Genomic DNA, 21,530 nt, shown 5'->3' with positions numbered 1-21,530 from the left:
CCTCGTAGAGCTGGCTCTCGGTGCGGATGGCCACCCGGCGGCTCAGGTCCTTGAGAAAATCGCCGCTATCGAAATATTCGGCGGCGGCTGAGATGGCTTGCTCACGACTCACGGGGGTAGCTCCTGGGTTGGATAATACTGGGTTGGACAATAGTGGTGATCAGTTCAGCGGGACTTCGGGAAGGGTGACGACCTCGATGCCTTTAGCCTCGAGCGCGGCCCGGACAGCGGCGGCGACGGACGGACCGGTCGGCTCGTCGCCATGGATGCAGATGGAATGAACCAGCACGGGCACGTCCACGCCGTCGGTCGAGCGGACCTTGCCGGTCTCGACCATGCGCAGCACATGCTCCACGGCCTGCCCGGGATCGCGGATCATGGCATCGTCGCGCTTCCGGCTGGTGAGGTTGCCTTTGGCATCATAGGTACGGTCGGCGAAAACTTCGGAGGCGGTCGGCACATCGAGCGTGGCGCCCGCTTTCATCAGCTCGGAGCCGGTCGTCGCCAGCAGGATGATTTCGGGATCGACTGCCTTGGTCGCCCGCACAATGGCTTCGGCGAGATCCTGGTCTTCCGAGGCCATGTTGTTCAGCGCGCCGTGCGGCTTCATGTGGGTGACCTTCATGCCATGCATCGCGGCCATCGCCTGCAGCGCGCCGATCTGGTAGGCGATCATCGCTTCCACCTCGCGCGGGGCCATGGTGATTCGGCGGCGGCCGAAACCCCAGAGGTCGTTGAAGCCCGGATGCGCCCCGATGCTGACGCCTTCCGCCTTGGCTCCGGTCACGACACGGTCCATCACATTGGCGTCCCCGCCATGGAACCCGCAGGCCACATTGGCCGAGCCGACAATCTTCAGCATGGCCATGTCGTCGCCGATATCGTAGGCGCCGAAGCCTTCGGCCATGTCGGCGTTCAAATTCACTTTGGTCATGCTTACGGTCCGTGGCTATTGTCTCGAAACGCGGGTCGCGGGTCCGGGACGCATTGTCGAGGGGCGATGGGTCGATAGGATCCGAAGACTAGCGCCAAAGCTTTCGTGCGGTCCATCTCCGGAATAGAACCATTGTGATGTCGGAACCTGTTTTTCTTCCTGCCGGGGACACGGCCCTTGTCGTGCAGTTCGGCGAAGCCGTCGACGCGGCCGTAAATCGCCAGGTGCGCCATGTCGCCGCCAAGCTGCGCGAGACCGCGACGGACGGTATCGTCGATATCGTGCCGACGATCCGCTCCCTGATGGTGCATTACGATCCGCTGGTGACGCGCGCCTCCACGCTGCAATCGGCGATTTCGGAAATTCTGCATCACCAGCATGAGGGCGAGGACGGCTATCGGCTCTGGTCCGTTCCGGTCTGCTATGAGGGCGCGTGCGCCCCCGATCTGGAAAGCGTCGCGCGGGACATGAAGCTGGAGACCTCCGAGGTGGTGCGCCTGCACACGGCCGCGCCGCAGGAAGTCCTGATGATGGGCTTTTTGCCGGGCTTCCCCTATCTCGGCCTGCTGCCGGAAGCGTTCGATGTGCCGAGACGGTTCGAGCCGCGCGTGAAGGTGCCTGCGCGCTCGATCTCCATCGCGGTCCGGCAGACCACGGTCTACACGGTCGAGAGCCCGGGCGGCTGGCATCTGATCGGACGCACACCGGTCGAGTTCTTCGATCCGAAGCGCGAGGAGCCGATCCTTGTCGCTGCCGGGGACCGTATCCAGTTCCAACCGGTATCGATGGCCGACTATGAAGCGCTGCGAAAGGATGTCGAGGCCGGAGACTATGTTCCAGTCGTGCAGGATATCGCACCGGGAGAGGGCGCATGAGCGGGCTCAGGGTAATCCAGGCCGGTTTCGCGCCGACCCTGCAGGATTTCGGCCGCCCGGCCTTCCAGAACAGGGGCGTTCCCGTGTCCGGCGCGCTCGATCCCGTGTCGCTCCGGATCGGCAATGCGCTGGTTGGAAATGACGGAGGCGTGGCCGCCATTGAGTTCCGGATGATAGGCCCGGTTCTCGAAGTACTGGCGGAAAGCGTCCGCGTCGCGCTGACCGGCACCCGTGCCGGGATTGTCGTCGAGGAGGGGGAACGCGTCACGCTGCCGTCCTACCAGAGCGTCACGCTGAAACGCGGCCACCGGCTCTCCGTCAATCCGGTGACGGACAGCGGTGCGGCCTATCTCTGCATCGAGGGCGGCTTCGATCTTCCCGCCGTGTTCGACAGCCTGTCCACCTATGGCCGCTCCCAGATCGGCGGCTTTCAGGGCCGCGCCCTGAAGGACGGGGACGAGCTGCCCCTGTGCCTGAACGCGGTGCCGGAGCGCGGCGAGCTCCGGCTGGAAACCCCCGGCTATCTCGATGCCGACGGCCCGGTCCGCGTCGTGTTCGGCCCGCAGCGAGATTATTTCACCGACGAGAGTGCTGCCGCTTTCCTGACCAATGAATACAACGTCAGCCGGGAAGCGGACCGGATGGGCATGCGCCTTGAAGGCCCGGCGCTGGAACATGCGCGCGGCTACAACATCACCTCGGACGGGATCGTCACCGGCGCCATCCAGGTGCCCGGAAACGGCCTGCCGATCATTCTGCTGGCGGATCACCAGACCACGGGCGGATACCCGAAAATCGGCACCGTCATCTCCGCCGACATCCCGCGCCTCGGCCGTCTGAAGCCCGGGGACATGCTGTCTTTCACGGAAGTCAGCGTTGCCGAAGCTGAAGACGCGCGCCGGGAGCAGGAAAAGGACGTCAAGAGGCTGATCGGATCACTGAGCCCGGCCGCTGCCTGGCTCGACGAGGAGGCGCTTTATCAGGAGAACCTGATCAGCGGCGTGGTGCATAACGAAGAAGCGGTTTAGGGCGCGTCTTCTATAATGGCGCGCTTGCCGATGACTGCTTTTGGTAATCTCGGAAGTCGGTCAATCGACAGCGTCGGTCAGCAATGGGTGGGGAACGGTCTTTCGCTCCCCCGGGGCAGTTCTGCGAACTTCCCTCATTGCCCCAGTCTTGCCCCTTAGAAGATCATGAAGTCGGCGCTGGAGAGGGCGTCGGTATGCACGCCGATCAGGGTGACCGAGTTGCCGGCTCCGAAGTCAATGACCGCATCCCCGGCGGCATTGTCGGCGGCCCGGAGAAGCATGTCCTGCGGTGTGGCGACTGCCGTGCCGTTGATCCCGGCGGCAATAGCGATCCGGTCCTCGCCCGCGGTGAAGCTGTAGACGAGGTCGTTGCCGTCCGCCGTCTCGAAGCGGAACTGGTCGGCCCCGAGTCCGCCGGTGAGGGCATCGTCTCCGGTCCCGCCGGTCAGTATGTCGTTCCCCTGTCCGCCATAGAGCGTATCCGCACCATCGCCGCCGGAAAGCGTGTCTGCGCCCTGGTTGCCGTAGATCACGTCGGCTCCGAGATTGCCCTGGAGCCGGTCATCCTCCAGCCCCCCGATCAGTGTATCGTCACCCTGACCGCCATAGAGCGTGTCGCTCCCCCGGTTGCCGCAGATGATGTCCGCACCCTGGTTGCCATAGACGATATCCCCGTCCTGGCCACCATAGAGCGTGTCCGCTTCTCCCTGACCCCAGAGCGTGTCCGCGCCCTGGTTGCCGTAAAGCAGGTCCGTACCATTGCCGCCATACATCACGTCGCTACCGGCCAATCCCGAAAGCGTATCGGCTCCGCTCGTACCACTTAGCACGTCATCACCGGATGTCGCTGCGCTCGCGTTCTCGTTGCCACCGCTGCCGCTGGGGTCCGCGGGCTTCGCGCCGAGGTCCTGCAGTGTCACGTCATTGCCGTCGCCGCCGGCATAGCTGATCTGGTACTGGCGGGTGCCGCTGAAGAAGGTCGCTCCTTCCGCAAGGCCGCTGAAGGTGCCGGTCACGGCATCGGCCCCGTCATTGCTGATCAGCACATAATTGTCGCCGGTCGTCGATGTGTAGCCGAACACCGTGTTCAGGGTCGCCGAATTGATGGTGACGGTACCGGTGACGGAGACCTGGTCATATCCGGTCCCGGCGGCGGTGCCGTCGATCTCCATCGTCGCGGTGGAGCCGCTGGAGAGTGTGAGAGTGCCGGTGGAAATCGTCCCCGGGCTGTTACCGGGGGCAATGGTGCCACCCGACAGGATGGTGACCGGCATGCTGTAGGTGCCGGTCCCCTTGAGGGTGACGCCGGAGGCGATGGAATAGGTGCTGCTTCCGCTCAGGGTACCCGAGAACGTGTTGGCGCCGGGGTCGGAGAAGGAGAGGGAGCCGGCCCCCACATTCACGGTGCCGGAGCCGGTGAGGGCGCCGATGGTTTCGGTCGTGCCGTTCAGATCCAGGGTGGCCCCGGCGGCGACATTGACGGTGCCGTCATCGTCGAGGGCGTTGCCGCCGGAGAGCTGCAGGGTGCCGGCCGAAACGGTGGTGTCGCCGGTATAGGTGTTGCTGCCGGAGAGCGTCAGTGTGCCGCTGCCGGTCTTGGTCAGGCTGCCCGTCCCCGAGACCACACCGGAGAAGGTCGTGTTGGCTCCCTGATTGACGGTCAGGGCGCCTGCGCCGAGCGACACCGTACCGGCGCCCGACAGGGTGCCGATGGTCTCGGTGCTGCCGTTCAGGTCGAGTGTCGCACCGGCAGACACCGAGACGCTGCCGCTGTCCGCGAGCGCGCTGCCGCCGGAGAGTCGAAGGGTGCCGCCGCTCACCGTGGTGCCGCCGGTATAGGTGTTTGTGCCGGTCAGGATGGTGGTGCCGGTGCCCACCTGGTTCACCGTCGTCGAGCCGGCGATGGTGACGGCCGTGCCGCTGCTTGTGCCGTCGCTGCTGAGGACGTAGCCGGTATCGGTGTGGTTGAAGTTGACGGTGCCGCTGCCGCTGCTGTTCCTGATCGTCGTGGCGTTCACGATGCCCGCGGCACCGCCATTGCCGATGTTCAGCGTGCCGGTGCTGCTGCTGAAAAGGCCGGTGTAAAGTATGCCGCCGACGGTGACCGTGCCGCCGTCCGTAACGGTGAGGATCCCGACCCCCGAATTTCCGACGATCAGATTTTCGGCACCGGTGTTCACGGCCGAGCCCGCACCGTCGATGAGCAATGTCCCCGTGCTGCCAGAACTGTTACCGAGATAAGATTGGCCGCCATTGGCGGTCAGCGTCCCGCCACCGGTGACCTGCAGCGTTCCGCTGGTTCCGGCCACACCCCCGAGATAGAAGTAATCGAACGCGGGCGCTGCCCCGGTCAGTTGCGCCGTGCCGCCGTTATCGATGGTGGCAGAATCGGAGCTGCCGGGCACGCCTCCAACCCAGTTGCCGGCGACATTCCAGTCTCCCGTCCCGCCGCTCCAAGTGTTCAACAGGACCGGCAGGCCGGTGAGGGCCGCGGCGTTCAGCGCGGGGTGCGGCACAGGGCAGCCGGCGTTGAGAATCCAGGACCCGCCAAGCGCCGAGCCGCCGACCGGCTTGCTGGCGGCGGCCACCGGGCATCCGGTCATCCGCTCCAGCGTCGTCACGAAAGCCTGGCCGGCCTCTCCCTCAGCGACCGAGCAGGCATAGAGCTCGATCGTCGCACCGGCGAGAACATGTCCCATCGCCGCAAGAGCGTGCCGGCGCGCCCGCAGACTGTCCCCGGTCAGCGGGCGGTCGCCGAGGATCAGCGCCCCCGGTGTGCCATGGCAGATCACAACGAGTCGCCGGCCCGGTGCTGTATGCACTGCCGCCACAAGCCGTGCCAGGCCATCCTGCCCGGGATCGACCCGCACGACGCGCGCCGGGCCGGTCACCCCCTTGAGGATCTCGTCCGCAGCCGGAACCCGGGAGTCCATCACGATCAGGAGCGGCTGTACGGGCAAGTATTGTGTCGTGCGGAAGCCGGATGTCGAAAGCCGATCCGCCCCCGCGTTCGTCACATAGCCTTGATTCATCGTCACAGCCTCCGGCCTGCATATCATCATCCGGCCGTCCATTGATTATCCAGGCGGCGAAACTTGTCCTTAGGGTGACAAGTATTTTCCTTTTAATCCAATGCTCTGATTGGAAATTCATTTGTCATTTTCGGAAATTTTGGAATTTTGACCTTCAAATTTGAAAGTGTTTGGAAAAATTGGAGAAAATTGTGATTGGCCACGAAGGGCTATCGCCTCCCAACGGTCGAACCGGTTTTGGGAAGACAGACCCGACCTGCTCGACTGCAGCAGCCTGGCAGACCTTGTGGTGCGAGCGCATCTGTCGGGAGTAGCCGTTCGTCGCAATCAACTGACATGACGTAATGCGGACGAAGCGGTCATCCGGCGCGGCAGTGCCATTACTTCCTTGTTCTGAATAGCGACACGGCTATAACCGTTTGTCCTTACTCCAGCAGCAGGACACCACCATGAGCATGCGCGTCGGCATTGTCGGGATCAGCGGTTTTGGCGGCGGCGAGGCTCTGCGCCTGATCGCGAACCATCCGTCTTTCGAGCTGGTCTATGCTGCGGGCGAGAGCAGCGCCGGGCGTCGGTTGGTGGAGCTTTTCCCGGGGGTGCCGGCCAAACTGGCCGGACTGGTGGTCGAGAAGTGGAATCCTGCAGCCCTGCCACAGCTCGAGGTGCTGTTTGCGTCGCTGCCCACGGGCGCCTCGGCCGAGGCGCTGGCGCGTGTTCCCGAGGGGGTGAAGATCGTCGATATCGGCGGCGATCACCGTTTCGTCGAGGGGTGGGCCTATGGTCTGGCCGATGTCTGGCCGGACCAGGTCGTGGGGCAGGCCCGGGTTGCCAACCCCGGCTGTTTCCCTGCGGCAACGCTGACAGCACTGGCGCCGCTGCTGGCCAACAGGCTGATCGAGCCCGGTAACGTCGTTGTGGACGCCAAGACGGGGATCTCCGGCGCGGGCCGGGGCGGCAGCGACAGCAAGTTCGGCTATGCCGAGAGCAACGAGAACCTGGTGCCTTACGGCCTGCTGAAGCATGTCCACATGCCCGAGATGGCCAAGGCCATCGAGCGGTTGAGTGGCGGCAGCGCAGACGGGCTGGTGTTCACGCCACATCTGGTGCCGATGACCAGGGGCGTGCTCGTCACCATCTATTGCCGGGGCAGTGCGACCACGAGGGAGTGCCTTGATGCGGCCCGGCGTTTCTATGACGGGCGGGCATTCATCCGCGTGACGGACAGGCCGCCGCAGACCAAGTGGGCCACCGGCTCGAACCTCGCCTTCGTCAGCTATGCGGCCGATCCGGAGCGCAATCTGGTGATCGCGATGGGGGTGGTCGACAATCTCGGTAAGGGGGCGGCGGGGCAGGCCGTGCAGAATGCGAACCTGATTTGCGGTCTGCCGGAGGCCGCAGGGCTGGACGGCGCGCCTCTTTGGCCGTGAGGTCTATTGTTGCCCCAGATTTCGTGGGCCTCTCCCTTGAACCAGGCCGCGCGGTCTAGGCGGCGCGGCCGTAGCGGTAGGTTCCGTTGTCAGCCAGCTCCCGCGTGATCTGTCCGTCCTCGATCAGCAGATGCAGGTGCGCCAGCGCCTCGCCGACGGCAAAGCGGGTCTGGTGCAGGTCGAGCTCTCGGGTGAAGAGGGTCTTCATCACCTCGGCGGCGGAGGCTGGCCGGTCGCAGGCGGCAATGGTTTCCTCCAGCCGCTCGTCATGGTGGCTGCGGAGGGCGTCGATCCGGAAATTGATGCCGCGATAGGGGCCGTCATGGCCGGGAAGCACGAGAATGTCGTCCTTGCCGCCCTTCATGCTGTCGAGGAAGGTGAAGAAATCCTGCAACGGGTTGCCGTCTGGCTCCGTCCACCAGACGGCGATGATCGGGGTGATCCGGGGCAGCAGCAGATCGCCGCCGAGCATCAGATTGTCCGCTTCCGAAAACAGGCAGACATGGTCCGGTGAATGACCGGCGCCGAAATAGGGGCGCCAGGTGCGGCCGCCGATACTGAAGCGTGTATCCGGGCCGATGCGGTTGAAGGCGGGCGGAACGGGCGAGACCAGCTCGCGATATTCGTTGCCGATCTTGCGCATCTCGCCATTGATATCCGCGCCAAGACCAAGCCGTCCGTAGAAGCCGACCATCTGGTCGACGAAATCCTCGGACGTGTCGAGATAATAGGCCCGGGCATTCAGCCATTCGGTCCGGCTCATCCAGAGCGGGGCGCCGGTCTGCTCCTGCAGCCATCCTGCAAGGCCGACATGGTCCGGATGAAAATGCGTGCCGATGATGGCCTGCACCGGGTCGTTCCCGATCACGTCCTTCAGGATTTTCGTCCAGGCGGTCTGGCATGCTTCCGAGTTCAGGCCGCAATCGACAATCACCCAGCCTGCATCGTCTTCCAGCAGGTAGAGATTGACGTGATTGAGGGCGAAAGGCAGCGGCAGGCGCAGCCAGTGCACGCCCGGCGCAACCTCAAGGAGAGTGCCGTCTTCCGGCCGCGTGTCTCCGAGCAGATAGGTAAGTTCCTGTGTCATGGTTGCGGACCTTAGTCAGCACGCGTGTGGCTGGAAAGTGCCTAATGCGAACAAGTCGCCGGGATATTTAGCCAAACCATCCGGAGAGCGTCTTTCTTCCCGCATGTTAAGCATCTGTGACATGCCTGAAAAATGCGGCCTCGAGCCTCGCCAGACCGGGCCGGAAAGGGTAGAAATAGCGCTTCCTTCCAAAGTGAGTTTTCCCGCATGAACAGTCATCCCAGCACCGGCACTCTCTGGCTCGTCGTGGGGCCGTCCGGTGCCGGCAAGGACAGTCTTCTGGACGGCGCCAAGGCCGCCTTGTCGGACAGCCCGGCCCATTATTTCGTACGCCGGGATATCACGCGCCCGGCGGATGCCGGGGGTGAGGACCACAACCCGGTGTCGGTCGCGGAATTCGAGGCACGGCAGAAAGCGGGGGGCTACTGCCTGAGCTGGCAGGCGCATGATCTGCGCTACGGCATTCCGAAGGCGATTGAAGCGGAGCTGACGGCCGGACGGCATGTCATCGTGAATGTATCGCGTGCACTGATTGGCACGGCACGCGAGATGTTTCCGGATGTACGGGTGGTGAACATCACGGTGCCGCGCGCGGTTCTGGAAAGCCGCCTCCGGGGGCGGGGGCGGGAGAGCGAGGCCGATATCCAGAAACGCCTGGAACGGGCCGAGGCTTTCACGCTGGAAGGGCCGGGCGTGATCAGCTTCATCAACGACCGGCCGCTTGAAGAGTCCGTCACTGCCTTTACGGCATTATTCGCGCAATAGGAGAAATATCGGCTAAATCCGATATTTCAATAGGTGCTTACCGATATTTGGCCAGGAACGCCGCTGCCGGCAGGGCACGGAAGTCGCTCATGCGCTCTTTCAGCAAGGCATGCGGCCAATCCCACCAGGCCAGTTCCAGCAAACCTTCGGCTGTTTTCTCGTCCACCCGGCGCTTGATTTCCTTGGAGGGGACACCGCCAACGATTGTATAAGGCGTAACGTCCTTGCTGACGACGGCCCCGGCCGCGACAACGGCGCCTGTGCCGATATTTACCCCGGCCAGCACGGTCGCGCCGTGGCCGATCCAGACATCATGCCCGATCGTGCAGTGATGCTGCCGGCGCCAGTCGAAAAACGCCTCGTCATCCTCGCCCAGATCGTATGCGGCGGCACGGTAGAGGAAATGATGCTGCGAGGCGCGTGTGCTCGGGTGATTTCCGGGATTGATGCGCGTATGGGATGCGATGGAGCAGAATTTTCCTATCGTGGCGTAAATGATGTCGCTGTCATTCACCACGTAGGAATAATCGCCCATCTCGGTCTCGATGACAGAGGTGCGGGCGCCGACTTCTGTCCAGGCTCCAAGCTCGGAATCCTGGACCTGGGCGGTTTCATGCACGCTCGGCATGGAGGAGAGTTTTTTCTGTGCCATGAACTGGAGCTTTCCGTTTCTCTGCAACAACCGGCGTCAGGTGACGCGCGTACCCGCCCGCATGACCTTGCGAACCACGGGCGTGCCGTCCTTGGCCAGGCGGACCCGGATCAGGTCGGCCCGTTTGCCGGGAAGGATCTCCCCGCGATCGTCCAGTCCCACCATGCGGGCCGGATTGGCCGTGACCGTTGCCAGGGCTTTCGGCAGGGGCAGGCCGTGCTTTTCATGCAGCATGAAGGCGCCATGCAGCATGCTGGCAGGCACATAGTCCGACGAAAGCGCATCCAGCACGCCCGCTTCGGCGAGTTCACCGGCCGAGACATTGCCCGAGTGCGAGCCGCCGCGAACCACATTCGGCCCGCCCATGATGTTGGCGAGGCCTTTCTTGCGGGCATGTTGGGCGGCTTCCAGCGTGGTCGGGAATTCGCTGATGGTCAGGCCCAGCTCATGCGCCTCGTCCACATGATCCACCGTGGCATCGTCATGACTTGCTATGACCACGCCCATATCCCGGCAGGCAGCGGCGATGGTCCGCCGGTGCTTGTCGGAATACAGCACCTGGTTCTTCTTGCGTTCCTCGACCATGGCATCGAACTCGGCATCGCTCATGGCGTGCTTGCCGGTGTAGTAGATCTTCAGCTTGCTGAGGTCGACGAACTGGCGCTGGCCGGGTGTGTGATCCATCAGGGAGACCAGCCGGACCAGAGAGTCTTCCCTGAACGGCTCGAACAGGGTGAGGGCGTTCGGGTTGCCGACCTCGCAGCGCATGTGCAGGAAGTGGCTGGCCCGCAGCATGTCATGCTCGCTCGCCTCGCGGATGGCATTGGCGGAGTCCATCAGGATCTTGTCCCGGGCGTCGTCCCGCAGGGTGCCGCCGACGGCAACCGCGTCGAGCACCGTCGTGATACCAGCCGCCGTGACCTGCGCGTCGTGCGCCAGGAGGGCGGACATGACCGGCCAATGGACTTTCGGGCGTGGGATCAGGTGCTTTTCGAGATTGTCGGTGTGCAGCTCAACCAGACCGGCGATCAGATAATCGCCGTCGAAATCCATGGCGCCGGGCGCGGCGGTGCGGCCTTCGGAAATATCCTCGATCTTGCCATTCCGGACGGTAACGGTGCCATGCACATCACCATCGGCCAGAATGATCCGTGCATTGGTCAGAATGGCATCGGGGGCCTCGCTCGTACTCACGCCGCGCTCCTTGCAGGTTGAAGTTCGTATGTCCGGGTACCGACCGCTTCGCGAACGGCCTGATCGTGGAAAATGCCGACAATGGCGGACCCGTTTTGCCGCGCTTCGTTGATCAGGTCCACGACTGTTTGCCTGTTTTCGGCATCGAGGGAGGCCGTCGGCTCATCCAGCAGCAGCACTGGATAATCCTGCACGAGGGTCATGGCGATATTCACGCGCTGCTGCTCGCCGCCGGAGAAGGTCGCGGGCGGCAGGGACCAGAGGCTTTCCGGGATGCGCAGGCGGGTCAGCAGTGTCGCGGCTTTCTCGCGGGCGGCAACTTCGTTGATGCCGCGTGCGAGCAGGGAATCGGCCACGAGATCCAGCGTGCCCACGCGCGGGATAACGCGCAGGAACTGGCTAACATAGCCGAGCGTCCGGGCCCGGATGTCGAGCACGACATGAGGGGCGGCGCTGACCAGATCGATCAATGCGCCGTCATGCCGGATCAATACCTGTCCCGATTGCGGCAGGTAGTTGGCGTAGAGCGAGCGGAGCAGGGTCGATTTACCGGCGCCGGATTGCCCGGCGAGGATGACGCATTCGCCCTGCGCGACGGTGAAGGAAACGTCTTCCAGCACGGGAAGGGTCACGCCGCCCTGATTATGCAGCGTGAAGCTCTTCATCAGGCTGTCGACGCGGATCATGTCTTGGTTTTTATCGTTCATGGTCATTACACCGGCAGGATCGAGGAGACGAGAAGCTGGGTATAGGCGTGCTGCGGGTCGTCCAGTACCTGATCCGTCAGGCCCTGTTCGACGACCCGTCCCCGCCGCATCACCATCAGGCGGTCCGACAGCAGCCGGACCACGCCGAGATCGTGGGTGACGATGATGCAGGCGATGCCAAGCTGGCGGACGAGGCCACGTACCAGATCGAGCAGGCGGGCCTGCACGGACACATCAAGTCCGCTGGTTGGCTCGTCCATGAAGACCAGACGCGGTTTGGTGACGAGATTGCGGGCGATCTGCAGACGCTGCTGCATGCCGCCGGAAAAGGTCCGGGGCAGATCGTCCATCCGGCCGAGATCCATCTCGACCTTTTCCAGCCATTCCGAAGAGGTCTCCCGGATACTGCCGTAATGTCGCTCGCCGACGGCCATCAGCCGCTCGCCGACATTGGCGCCGGCGGAGACGTTCATACGCAGCCCGTCGCGGGCATTCTGGAAGATGATGCCCCAGTCCGTCCGCATCAGCATGCGCCGTTCGGCTTCTGACAGGGCGTAAATCTCCTGCAAGCCGTCGACCCGCGTGTCGAAGCGGACGGAGCCAGCGGTCGGTTGCATCAGCCCGGAGGCGCAACGCAGCAGGGTGGACTTGCCGGAGCCGGATTCACCGACAATCCCCAGCACCTCGCCGGGATAGAGCGAGAAATCCACATCCTCGCAGCCTATCTGGTGGCCGTATTTCTGGGTCAGGCCTTCGACTTCAAGCAAAGGTCCGTTGTCTCGCAGCGCCATCATTTGGCGGCTCCCTTCTTTGCGGGATTCTGTGGTTCGCCCTGATCGCCGACATGGCCGGCGTCGCGTCGTTCGGCGCAATAATCGCTGTCGGAGCAGACATACATCTTGCCACCGGCATCATCAGTGATGACCTCGTCGAGATAACTGTCTTCCGCCCCGCAGAGCGCGCAGTTCTCTTCCCAGGACTGGATGGTGAAGGGATGATCCTCGAAATCGAGACTCTTCACGTCCGTATAGGGAGGCACTGCATAGATGCGCTTCTCACGGCCGGCTCCGAACAGCTGGAGCGCGGCCATCTGGTGCATCTTCGGATTGTCGAATTTCGGGATCGGGCTCGGCGCCATGATGTAGCGGCCGTTTACCTGCACCGGGTAATTGTAGGCGGTCGTGATCCGGCCGAAGCGGGCGATGCTCTCGTAGAGGCTGACATGCATGACGCCATATTCCTCAAGCGCATGCATTTTCCGGGTTTCGGTCTCGCGCGGCTCGACCCAGCGGAGCGGCTCGGGGATCGGCACCTGATAGATCAGGATCTGGTCGTCGGTCAGCGGCTTTTCCGGAATCCGGTGCCGGGTCTGGATCAGGCTTGCCTCCGCCGTCTTCTCGGTCGTCTCCACGCCGGCCGTTTTGGCAAAGAAGCGCCGGATATTGACGGCGTTCGTGGTGTCGTCCGCGCCCTGATCGATGACTTTCAGCGTGTCATCCTTGCCGATTACGGCGGCGGTCACCTGCATGCCGCCGGTGCCCCAGCCATAGGGCAGTGGCATTTCCCGGCTGCCGAACGGCACCTGATAGCCTGGAATGGCGACACCCTTGAGGATCGCCCGGCGGATCATCCGCTTCGTCTGCTCGTCCAGATAGGCAAAATTATAGCCCTCGACCTGTTCGACCGGCTTGTCGTGCTCCGGCGCCTGCCAGGGTTGCGCTTCTTGCGTCATGCTCATGGATCTTGTCCTACTCGGCTGCGGCCAGTTCATCGTCATCGGTGCGTTCCGCCTTCTCGCGGGCCTCGATCTCCTTACGCAACTCGCGCACGGTCACGAGCTCGCCCTGGAAGTCGACGTAATGCGGCAGTTTCAGGTGCTGCACGAAGCCGGACGCCTCGACATTGTCGGAGTGGTAGAGGACGAATTCCTCGTCCTGGGCCGGAGCGGTGATCTCTTCACCGAATTCCTTGGCCCTGAGAGCCCGGTCGACAAGCGCCATGGACATCGCCTTGCGCTCGCAATGGCCGAAGGTCAGGCCATAGCCGCGGGTGAATTGCGGCGGCACCTTCGCCGAACCCTTGAACTGGTTCACCATCTGGCACTCGGTGACGGTGATCTCGCCGATCTCGATCTCGAAGCCGAGTTCCTCCGGCTCGAAGGAGACCGCGAGTTCGCCCATCCGGATCTCACCGGCAAAGGGGTGGTTGTTGCCGAAGCCGCGCTGGGTGGAATAACCGAGAGCCAGAAGAAAGCCTTCATCGCCGCGTGCAAGGTTCTGCAGCCGGGTTGCCCGGTCCGCCGGGAAGGAGGTGGATTCGCGGGTCAGGTCGGGCACCGGGCCATCCTCGTCATCCGGCAGATCAAGTTCGATCAGGCCTTCATGGTCGAGAAGATCCGCCACGCGCGGCATGCCGTCGGCGACAGGCTCGTCCGATTTCGGTGCTTCCGGTGTTTCGCCATTTGCCGCGAGCGTGAAGTCCAGCAGGCGGTGCGTGTAATCGAAGCTCGGCCCGAGGATCTGGCCACCCGGCAGGTCTTTATAGGTGGCGGAAATACGCCGGCGGATCTGCATGGCACCGGTGTTGATGGCTTCCGATGCGCCGAACCGGGGCAGGGTGGTGCGGTAGGCCCGGAGCAGGAACACCGCTTCCTGGATATCGCCATTCGCCTGCTTGATGGCCAGGGCGGCGAGATCGGGATCGTAGAGCGAGCCTTCGGTCATCACCCGGTCCACGGCAAGCGGGAGCTGTTCGCGGATCTGCTGAATGGACAGTTCCGGAACCCGGCGGTCGCCCCGCCGGATATCGGCAAGATAGTGCAGCGAATTCTCGATGGCCTTGTCGCCGCCTTTGACAGCTACATACATGGACCTATTCCTTTTCGCTTTGCAGGGTGATGTTGGTGGTGCGGGGCACTGCGACCATCTCGGCGCCGGACACGAAGACAAGGTCAATGCCGCGCGGGAAATAGCGTTGCAGCTTCGTGCGTGCCTGCCAGAAGGAGAGCGGGACGTCCGGCAGGCCAAGAGTGGTGCTGTCCTTGATGCCCGGGCCTCGCAGGGTGAGAGGGCCGCTTGCGGTGAGTGCTTCCACCTGGATGATCAGGGTGGCGCCCAGCTCGGGATATTCTTCCGTGCCCGTATTGAACGCGCCGGGATCCTCGGGCGCGCCATCCAGAATGGCGAAGGCGGCGTCCTTCGTTTCGGTGACGATCCGCGTGCCGCAATGGAATTTCAGATAGGTTTCAGCGGCCTCATTAGATAATGCGGGGCTGAGATAGAGCGGGGTTTCGAAATCGACCAGCGCCAGGGCGATGGCGGTCGCAGCCAGATCCAGTGTTTCCGGGCCTTCAATGTCTAGGTTGACCGTCTCGACGGTTCCCGGGCGGGCCATGGCGTCGAGCAGACGGCGGAACACCAGTTGGGACTGGCTGACCGGATCGGAAAATCCCGGCTTCAGAGTTTGGAATGCATTGTCCACGGACATCGATCAGTTCTCCCGCGCCACGGTAAAGAATTCGACTTTCGTCGCCGCGGCTTTCCGGCTGGCCGTATCGCGGCTCTGCTGGTGGCGGAGCTCCAGTGGCTTGATGATCGAGTGCTCGACTGTTTCCGCGCGTTCCTCGCGCTGCATCAGGGCATCGATCACGGCAGCAATCTCCGCATGCTCCTTGTTCCGGCCCGAGACATATCCGTGTCCGAGAACGCCGCTTTCCAGCCCGACGGAACAACGGGTCACCGTCATTTCACCGAGATTGAACCGGTTTCCGGTGCCCCCCATGCGGCCGCGTACCATGACCATGCCGATTTCTGCCGGGCGGATACGGGTCCATGACGGTTTGTCAGGCAGGTTTTGCCAGAGGCTTCGCAGATCCTCGAAGGAGGCCTTGGCGAGGATCGACATCCATCGCTTCCGTGCCGGTGACTGATGTTGTGGTGACTGTGTCCCCATCGGTCCGTCCTTTTCTCTCGACAAATTGCAAATTTGTCTAGATGTCTATATCTATCAATGTTATAGGGGTGTCGACGCACCTGCGCAACAGGGGCGCGGTGACATTTTGATGACTCGTCGGGTGAGGGTGTCTTGATTGAACGGAAAAGCGGCCAGTCTCTTTGGCGTCAGATCGCAAACAACATTTCCGATGCAATTCGCTCGGGCACGTATCCTCCGGGCAGCAAGCTGCCGACCGAAGCCGAGTTGTCACAGCAATATGGCGTGAACCGGCATACGCTCCGGCGGGCGGTCTCGGAACTTGCGGAGGCCGGTGTCATCCGGGTGGAGCAGGGGCGAGGGAGCTTTGTTCAGGAACATGTGCTGGACTATCTCGTCGCGAAGAAAACACGCTTTTCCGACAACGTCCTGCGGCAAAGGCGAACCCCGGGCGGCCGGACACTGCTTCTGACAGAGGAGGTTGGCGATCCGGCCATTCTGAAACAGCTTGGCTTACCCCGCGGGACCCGCCTTGTCCGGCTCGACCGCATAGGTGAAGTGGATGGCCGGCCGATTTCCGTTGGCAGTCACTATTTCCCGGCAGCGAAAGTTCCGGGATTCGCGGCATTGCACGAGGAGCTGGATTCAATCACGAAGGTTCTGACGCATTTTGGCTATGGCGAATACACCCGCCGGGAAACCCGTGTGACCGCCCGGATGCCGGATGCGGCGGATGCCGACCACCTGCAGCAACCGCGCAACCGGCCGGTGCTGGTGATCGAGTCCATCAATGTGGACCAGACAGGGATGCCCATTGAATATGGTTTCGCCCGGTACGCCGCTGACCGTTTCCAGCTTGTATTCGAGAGCTGAACGCCTTCGGAAACCAGTGTTCGTCGCAGATTCGAATGAAACTGATCGCAAAGCGATCCTTGACCTGCTATGGCGCGTCGCGCGAGGTATTATCAGCAATTCAACCTGCGCAAAGCGGGACGACAAAAGGGAGGCGGGAAACAATCCCGCCGATAGGATCGATGGCGACATCCACCTACGTTCTGCGTCTTGTTAAAGACGTGTTTTCTCCACATGCTGCCTCAAAACATCTGCCTGACGGATGCCGGATTGTTTATTGCAATACCGGTAATCTGAGTTTCGAGGGCGGCTCGGTACTGCAACCGGACGAAGCCCGGTTCATGCGGTCCGGCATGACCATACGGGCCGGGGCCGAAGGCGGCGAACTCTGGCGCTGGGAGCTGGACGAGGTCACGGCCGAGCCGCAACTGGATCTGGGTGAGGGCATCCGCAGCGAGATTGTCGAGTCGAACGAGGTTCCCACCGTGGAGAATCTCGATGACTGGCTGATCCGCTGCGACAGCGTATTGTTCCCGACGGGCGGCACTGCCGTTCCGCATAGCCATTTGGGACCGGGCATTCGCTGCATCCGTAATGGCAAGCTCACCCTTTCGACGGACAAGCTTTCCAAGGATTACCAACCGGGCGACGCCTGGTTTGAACCCGGCGCCCAGACCGTCTGGGCGGAAGCCTGCACGCAGGAATGCACCCGGTTCATCCGCGTGCTGCTGCTGCCAAAAGAAATCAAAGGCAAAAGTTCAATCCGTTATCTGAACGAAGCCGATCGCCGTAAACCTAAATCTCAACGATATAAGAGTTATGTAGATGAGCTCCTCTCCCTCAAGTAACAGTGCCGGCCATGGCCGTCTCGGTGGTCATATTCTTGTCGATGCGCTGGTTGAGGAGGGGGTAGACCTCGTCTTCGGCGTGCCCGGTGAGAGCTATCTCGCCGTCATCGACGGCCTGCAGGAGCGTAACGGTATCCGTACCGTGATGTGCCGCCAGGAAGGCGGCGCGGCCATGATGGCGGATGCTTACGGCAAACTGACTGGTCGCCCCGGCGTCTGCATGGTGACCCGCGGTCCGGGTGCGACCAATGCCAGTGCTGGCGTACATGTCGCGTTTCAGGATTCGACGCCGATGGTGCTTCTGGTTGGCCAGGTCGCGCGCTGGATGGTGGAGCGCGAGGCGTTTCAGGAAATCGACTATCGCCGGATGTTCGGACAGATGGCGAAATGGGTCGCGCAGATCGACGATGCGGCGCGCATTCCGGAATATATCAGCCGGGCATTCCACACGGCTGTCTCAGGCCGTCCGGGCCCCGTGGTTCTGGCGCTGCCCGAAGACATGCTGATGGATTATGCCGATGTGGCCGGTATCGCGCCCTATGTGCCGGTCGAGCCGCATCCGGGCCAGCAGCAGATGGCCGATTTCCGCTCCATGCTGGACAAGGCAGAGCGGCCGATCATGATCGTCGGCGGCGGCGGCTGGGATCGTCAGGCGTGCGAGCGGATCGAACAATTCGCGGTCGCCAATGGCGTTCCGGTCGGTGCGTCCTTCCGCTGTCAGGATTATTTCGACAACCGGCATCCGAATTATGTCGGCCATGTCGGGATCGGCATCGACCCGTCTCTCGCTGCCCGTATTCAGGACAGCGACATGGTCATTGCGCTCGGCACCCGGCTGGGCGAGATGACCACTGGCGGCTACACCATGTTCGACATTCCGCGTCCGAAACAGACGCTGGTGCATATCCATGGCAGCGCGGAAGAGCTTGGCCGGGTCTATCAGGCCGACATGATGATCAATTCCGGTCCCCGGGCCTTTGCCGAGGCTCTGGAAGCGATGAAACCGGTCGATGGCGGCAGCCGCTCGAAAAGTATTGCCCAGGGGCATGCCGATTATCTTGCCACGCTGGAGCCGCTGCCGGTTCCGGGTGATGTGCAGATGGGCGAGATTGCCGCCTGGCTGAACGCCACGCTGCCGGACGACGCGATCATCACCAACGGTGCCGGTAACTACGCCAACTGGATGCATCGCTATTACCAGTATCGCGGCTATCGCACCCAGCTTGCCCCGACCAGCGGATCCATGGGCTACGGCTTGCCTGCTGCCGTGGCGGCGGCACTGGTGCACCCTGACCGCGTGGTCGTCTCGATGAATGGCGATGGCTGCTTCATGATGCATGGCCAGGAACTGGCAACCGCCATGCAGCACGGCGCCAAGATCATCGCCATGGTGATCAACAACAACATGTACGGCACCATCCGCATGCATCAGGAGCGTGAGTTCCCGGGCCGGGTGAAGCATACCGACCTGCAGAACCCGGATTTCGCGGCTCTGGCAAAAGCCTATGGCGCGAACGGCGAGACGGTTCTGGAAACGTCGGAATTCAAGCCCGCTTTCGAACGGGCCCTGGCGTCGGACAAGTCGACCGTGATCGAGGTGAAGATCGACCCGGAGGCGATCACACCGAAAACCACGCTTTCGGCGATCCGGAAGGCCGCTCTCGAAAAGGCCAACTAGGCTCGGGTCTCTCCGTATCACCGTGCTTGCTTCAGGGGCGGCCTTTGGACTGGATCCATTGGCCGCCGTCTGAAGAACGAGATCTAGTCGTCGTCATCCTTTCGGTGCCTGCCGAGGGATTTCACGAGCTTGCTCCGTTGCTCCGGCGTCATCTGCTCGACGATATCGATCATGAAGGAGTGGGTTTCCGTCCGCATCCGGTCGAAGACCTCGTTCATGGATTCCAGAGCCTGAAGATAGGCCGTCCTGTCAAACGGCTCCTGCAAAAGCGCGTCCCGAATGGCGTCCCGCTTGGCGCGGGTGCTCTGGCGGGTCTCCCGCATGGTCGCGGAATGGGCTTTCAACCTCTCCTGAAGTTCCGGCGTCAGACTGTCCCCGAGAGCTTTCTCGATCATCCGGGTCATTGACGGTCCATGGCCCGGCCCTTTGGGCCCGCCGTGCCAGCGATCAAAGCGGCCAACCATGATTCCCGCGAAAAACAGGTTCAGGGCTATGGATACAAACAGAGCCAGAGCGAGAGTGCGTGTCCGGGTCCAGGTCATAGGAAATTCTCCTCAACGTCCGCGCCCAGCGCACGTTCAACTATCGTAACTTGATCACTCACGGTCGTGGTTGTCTCCGCCGGCAGGTCCGTGAAGGTCATGCCGACGATGAAACCGGCCGCGCTTGCCGCGACAAGACCCGCTGCGGGCTGCCACAAACCGCCGAACGGCCACAATGTATTCAGCAGCCCTTTCAGGTTCAGGCTTGCCGGCGCGCGGACTTCGGCCGGCGACGGGGCAATGGCTATTTCCGGAGTGGCCATCATGGCATCGAGTTCGAAATCCAGAGACGCGGCGTCGTCGAGGATGTCGTGGAGCGCTGGATGAGCCTCCAGGAGCTGGAGGGCCATGGGGCGTTCCCGCTCTGGCCATTTGGACGGATCGCTTCCGAAAGCGTCCGCCAGTTCCCTGAATCGTGCTTCGCTCATGCTTGTCATCAGTGTTCTCCGACAGCCGCTGTTTCAAATGTGCCGGACTGTTGGTCCTGCATGATCTCTTTCAGTTTCTTCCGTGCTCGCCGGAGCAGTGATTCCAGAGCATCTATACTGATATCCATCGTTTCCGCGGCCTCGTCGGCCGTCATATCCTTGAGATGGAAAAGCGAGATCGCGATTCTCTGGCGCTCCGGCAGAAGATCCACCGCATTACGCACGCTCGTCTCCGTTCTTTTCCGGGCGAGGGTCTGTTCAGGGCCGGGAGTATCATCCTCGATTTCCTGATCAGCGATATCGACCGTCGGGCGCCGGGCCCTCAAGCGATCAATACAGAGATTGTGAGCGATTCTGTAGATCCAGGACTTTGCCTTACCGTCCGGGTTCCACCGGGGAGCGTGGGACCAGACGCGGCCGAAGGTCTCTTGCGAGATCTCTTCGGCATCGCTCTGGTTCCCGAGCATGCGGTAGGCAAAGGCGGAAATCGGCCTTTGATGGCGCAATACGAGTCTGTCGAAGGCTGTCTCGCCGCCATTGGCGACGAGACAAAGCAGCTCATTGTCAGACTCGATCATGCACATTCCTGATTCCACGAACCGCTGTCACAAGTTTAGCGCGGGCATTCCATTTTGCCACCGTGCTTGCCGTCCGCCCCTTTCTTGCCGTGCCTTTTCATCGGCGGGGTCGTGGCTTCTTCCATGGTGACAACACCATCGTGATCACGATCCATATGCTGCATCATCCTGGTGCCGGAGCGGGCGAACTCGTCGGCGCTGACCACACCGTCTCCATCCGTGTCCATCCGGTTCAGCATGCGCTGTTGACGCTTCAAGCGCATTTCCTTGCGGGCGGCATCCATTTCCTCGGCGTCGATCACACCGTCATTGTTGGTGTCGATCTCGGCTGCACGCTTGCCGCGGGACTGGTAGATCTCGGCTTTGGTCAGCTTCGCGTCGCCGTTTTGATCGGCCGCTTTGAAGCGCTCGAGCATCTGCGCCTTGAATTCTTCGCCGCCATGTCCGCCTTTCATGCCTTCGCTATATGCAAGCGCCGGGGTGAGGGCGATGGTGCCGAGCAGGGCGGCCGCAAAAAACTTCTTCATTTCGTCAGTTCCTTTGCTGGACTGTCCCGTCTCCATTGAACGGGGATATCCATAAAACGGGAGCCGACATGAAATCCGTCGCGGTTGCTGCGAATAAACTATTTTTCCCGACAGGCTCTTTTAAACGGCGGATACGGGGAGTAGCCTCCAAGCAGTTAAACGAATTGAAAAAAATCTGGAGGAAGCAATGGCGCCGGTAAGCAAGAAAGTGATCATCACCTGTGCGGTGACTGGCTCAATTCACACACCGACGATGAGCCCGCATCTGCCGATCACGCCGGACCAGATTGCGGCCGATGCGATTGCGGCTGCGGAAGCCGGGGCATCGATCCTGCATCTCCATGCCCGTAACCCCGAAGACGGCAGCCCGACGCCGGATCCGGACATGTATATGAAGTTCCTGCCGCGGATCAAACAGTCCTGCGATGCGGTCGTGAACATCACCA

At 62.3% G+C, this 21,530-nt stretch carries 23 protein-coding genes; 8 read left to right on the top strand and 15 right to left on the bottom strand.

The annotated features are described in order from the left end of the window. Positions 1-160: 160 nt before the first annotated feature. Positions 161-934, bottom strand: coding sequence for a 5-oxoprolinase subunit PxpA (locus AAC126_RS16170; protein WP_339855124.1), 774 nt, complete (start codon positions 932-934; stop codon positions 161-163). 137 nt (positions 935-1,071) lie between these two features. Here AAC126_RS16170 and pxpB point away from each other — a divergent pair, with 137 nt between their 5' ends. Beyond that, the gene (pxpB, locus tag AAC126_RS16165; protein WP_339855123.1) at positions 1,072-1,809 is read left to right on the top strand and encodes a 5-oxoprolinase subunit PxpB; all 738 of its coding nucleotides are present in this window, start codon (positions 1,072-1,074) and stop codon (positions 1,807-1,809) included. Next, entirely contained in the window at positions 1,806-2,837 is a 1,032-nt protein-coding gene (locus AAC126_RS16160; protein WP_339855122.1) for a biotin-dependent carboxyltransferase family protein, read from the top strand. Before pxpB ends, AAC126_RS16160 begins: the two co-directional genes overlap by 4 nt. A 155-nt stretch (positions 2,838-2,992) precedes the next feature. Here AAC126_RS16160 and AAC126_RS16155 read toward each other — a convergent pair whose 3' ends face one another. Continuing rightward, on the bottom strand, positions 2,993-5,869 hold the full coding sequence (locus AAC126_RS16155; protein WP_339855121.1) for a DUF4347 domain-containing protein: 2,877 nt from the start codon (positions 5,867-5,869) through the stop codon (positions 2,993-2,995). Between the two features lie 449 nt (positions 5,870-6,318). On the opposite strand from AAC126_RS16155, the gene argC reads away from it, so the two are divergent. Further along, the gene (argC, locus tag AAC126_RS16150; protein ID WP_339855119.1) at positions 6,319-7,296 is read left to right on the top strand and encodes an N-acetyl-gamma-glutamyl-phosphate reductase; all 978 of its coding nucleotides are present in this window, start codon (positions 6,319-6,321) and stop codon (positions 7,294-7,296) included. 55 nt (positions 7,297-7,351) lie between these two features. Here the strand turns inward: argC and AAC126_RS16145 are convergent, their stop codons facing one another. After that, entirely contained in the window at positions 7,352-8,383 is a 1,032-nt protein-coding gene (locus tag AAC126_RS16145) for an MBL fold metallo-hydrolase (protein ID WP_339855117.1), read from the bottom strand. A 207-nt stretch (positions 8,384-8,590) separates the two neighbouring features. On the opposite strand from AAC126_RS16145, the gene phnN reads away from it, so the two are divergent. Further along, on the top strand, positions 8,591-9,148 hold the full coding sequence (gene phnN / locus AAC126_RS16140) for a phosphonate metabolism protein/1,5-bisphosphokinase (PRPP-forming) PhnN (protein ID WP_339855115.1): 558 nt from the start codon (positions 8,591-8,593) through the stop codon (positions 9,146-9,148). 37 nt (positions 9,149-9,185) lie between these two features. Here the strand turns inward: phnN and AAC126_RS16135 are convergent, their stop codons facing one another. From AAC126_RS16135 to phnG, 8 genes are read right to left on the bottom strand one after another with little or no spacing between them, the layout of a single operon-like run. Beyond that, positions 9,186-9,800: a DapH/DapD/GlmU-related protein gene (locus tag AAC126_RS16135; RefSeq protein WP_339855113.1), complete on the bottom strand. Its 615-nt coding sequence runs from the start codon at positions 9,798-9,800 to the stop codon at positions 9,186-9,188. A 36-nt stretch (positions 9,801-9,836) separates the two neighbouring features. Continuing rightward, the gene (locus AAC126_RS16130; RefSeq protein WP_339855110.1) at positions 9,837-10,994 is read right to left on the bottom strand and encodes an alpha-D-ribose 1-methylphosphonate 5-triphosphate diphosphatase; all 1,158 of its coding nucleotides are present in this window, start codon (positions 10,992-10,994) and stop codon (positions 9,837-9,839) included. After that, positions 10,991-11,707 carry a phosphonate C-P lyase system protein PhnL gene (phnL, locus tag AAC126_RS16125; protein WP_339855109.1) on the bottom strand — a complete coding sequence of 239 codons (717 nt, stop codon included), beginning with the start codon at positions 11,705-11,707 and terminating at the stop codon, positions 10,991-10,993. Before phnL ends, AAC126_RS16130 begins: the two co-directional genes overlap by 4 nt. Continuing rightward, positions 11,707-12,495, bottom strand: a complete 789-nt coding sequence (gene phnK / locus AAC126_RS16120) for a phosphonate C-P lyase system protein PhnK (protein ID WP_339855107.1) — start codon at positions 12,493-12,495, stop codon at positions 11,707-11,709. The genes phnL and phnK overlap by 1 nt, the downstream gene beginning before the upstream one ends. Further along, positions 12,492-13,433: an alpha-D-ribose 1-methylphosphonate 5-phosphate C-P-lyase PhnJ gene (locus AAC126_RS16115; protein WP_339855126.1), complete on the bottom strand. Its 942-nt coding sequence runs from the start codon at positions 13,431-13,433 to the stop codon at positions 12,492-12,494. The genes phnK and AAC126_RS16115 overlap by 4 nt, the downstream gene beginning before the upstream one ends. Before the next feature lie 16 nt (positions 13,434-13,449). Further along, positions 13,450-14,568, bottom strand: a complete 1,119-nt coding sequence (locus tag AAC126_RS16110; RefSeq protein ID WP_339855105.1) for a carbon-phosphorus lyase complex subunit PhnI — start codon at positions 14,566-14,568, stop codon at positions 13,450-13,452. Positions 14,569-14,572: 4 nt separating this feature from the next. Then, complete coding sequence (phnH, locus tag AAC126_RS16105; RefSeq protein ID WP_339855103.1) at positions 14,573-15,187, bottom strand: phosphonate C-P lyase system protein PhnH; 615 nt, start codon at positions 15,185-15,187, stop codon at positions 14,573-14,575. 3 nt (positions 15,188-15,190) lie between these two features. Beyond that, positions 15,191-15,652, bottom strand: a complete 462-nt coding sequence (gene phnG, locus AAC126_RS16100) for a phosphonate C-P lyase system protein PhnG (protein ID WP_339855101.1) — start codon at positions 15,650-15,652, stop codon at positions 15,191-15,193. 132 nt (positions 15,653-15,784) lie between these two features. Between phnG and phnF the strand changes: the two genes are divergently transcribed. The 3 genes from phnF to AAC126_RS16085 are packed head-to-tail and all read left to right on the top strand — an operon-like array spanning position 15,785 to position 19,009. After that, on the top strand, positions 15,785-16,504 hold the full coding sequence (phnF, locus tag AAC126_RS16095) for a phosphonate metabolism transcriptional regulator PhnF (RefSeq protein WP_339855099.1): 720 nt from the start codon (positions 15,785-15,787) through the stop codon (positions 16,502-16,504). A 35-nt stretch (positions 16,505-16,539) separates the two neighbouring features. Next, positions 16,540-17,331 carry a hypothetical protein gene (locus tag AAC126_RS16090; protein ID WP_339855097.1) on the top strand — a complete coding sequence of 264 codons (792 nt, stop codon included), beginning with the start codon at positions 16,540-16,542 and terminating at the stop codon, positions 17,329-17,331. Continuing rightward, complete coding sequence (locus AAC126_RS16085; protein WP_339855095.1) at positions 17,309-19,009, top strand: thiamine pyrophosphate-binding protein; 1,701 nt, start codon at positions 17,309-17,311, stop codon at positions 19,007-19,009. Before AAC126_RS16090 ends, AAC126_RS16085 begins: the two co-directional genes overlap by 23 nt. Before the next feature lie 83 nt (positions 19,010-19,092). On the opposite strand, the gene AAC126_RS16080 is transcribed toward AAC126_RS16085, so the two are convergent. From AAC126_RS16080 to AAC126_RS16065, 4 genes are read right to left on the bottom strand one after another with little or no spacing between them, the layout of a single operon-like run. Next, positions 19,093-19,551, bottom strand: coding sequence for a periplasmic heavy metal sensor (locus AAC126_RS16080; protein ID WP_339855094.1), 459 nt, complete (start codon positions 19,549-19,551; stop codon positions 19,093-19,095). After that, entirely contained in the window at positions 19,548-19,988 is a 441-nt protein-coding gene (locus AAC126_RS16075) for a hypothetical protein (protein ID WP_339855092.1), read from the bottom strand. Before AAC126_RS16075 ends, AAC126_RS16080 begins: the two co-directional genes overlap by 4 nt. After that, positions 19,988-20,557 carry a sigma-70 family RNA polymerase sigma factor gene (locus AAC126_RS16070; RefSeq protein ID WP_339855090.1) on the bottom strand — a complete coding sequence of 190 codons (570 nt, stop codon included), beginning with the start codon at positions 20,555-20,557 and terminating at the stop codon, positions 19,988-19,990. Before AAC126_RS16070 ends, AAC126_RS16075 begins: the two co-directional genes overlap by 1 nt. A gap of 35 nt (positions 20,558-20,592) precedes the next feature. After that, complete coding sequence (locus AAC126_RS16065) at positions 20,593-21,084, bottom strand: EF-hand domain-containing protein (RefSeq protein WP_339855088.1); 492 nt, start codon at positions 21,082-21,084, stop codon at positions 20,593-20,595. A 187-nt stretch (positions 21,085-21,271) separates the two neighbouring features. Here AAC126_RS16065 and AAC126_RS16060 point away from each other — a divergent pair. After that, on the top strand, positions 21,272-21,530 hold a 259-nt coding region (locus AAC126_RS16060; RefSeq protein ID WP_339855086.1), incomplete at its 3' end, for a 3-keto-5-aminohexanoate cleavage protein.

Source organism: uncultured Nisaea sp. (assembly GCF_963974195.1).
Taxonomy (GTDB): domain Bacteria; phylum Pseudomonadota; class Alphaproteobacteria; order Thalassobaculales; family Thalassobaculaceae; genus Nisaea.
Note: the sequence above shows the minus strand (reverse complement) of the source record. Positions and strands in the feature narration are given on the sequence as shown.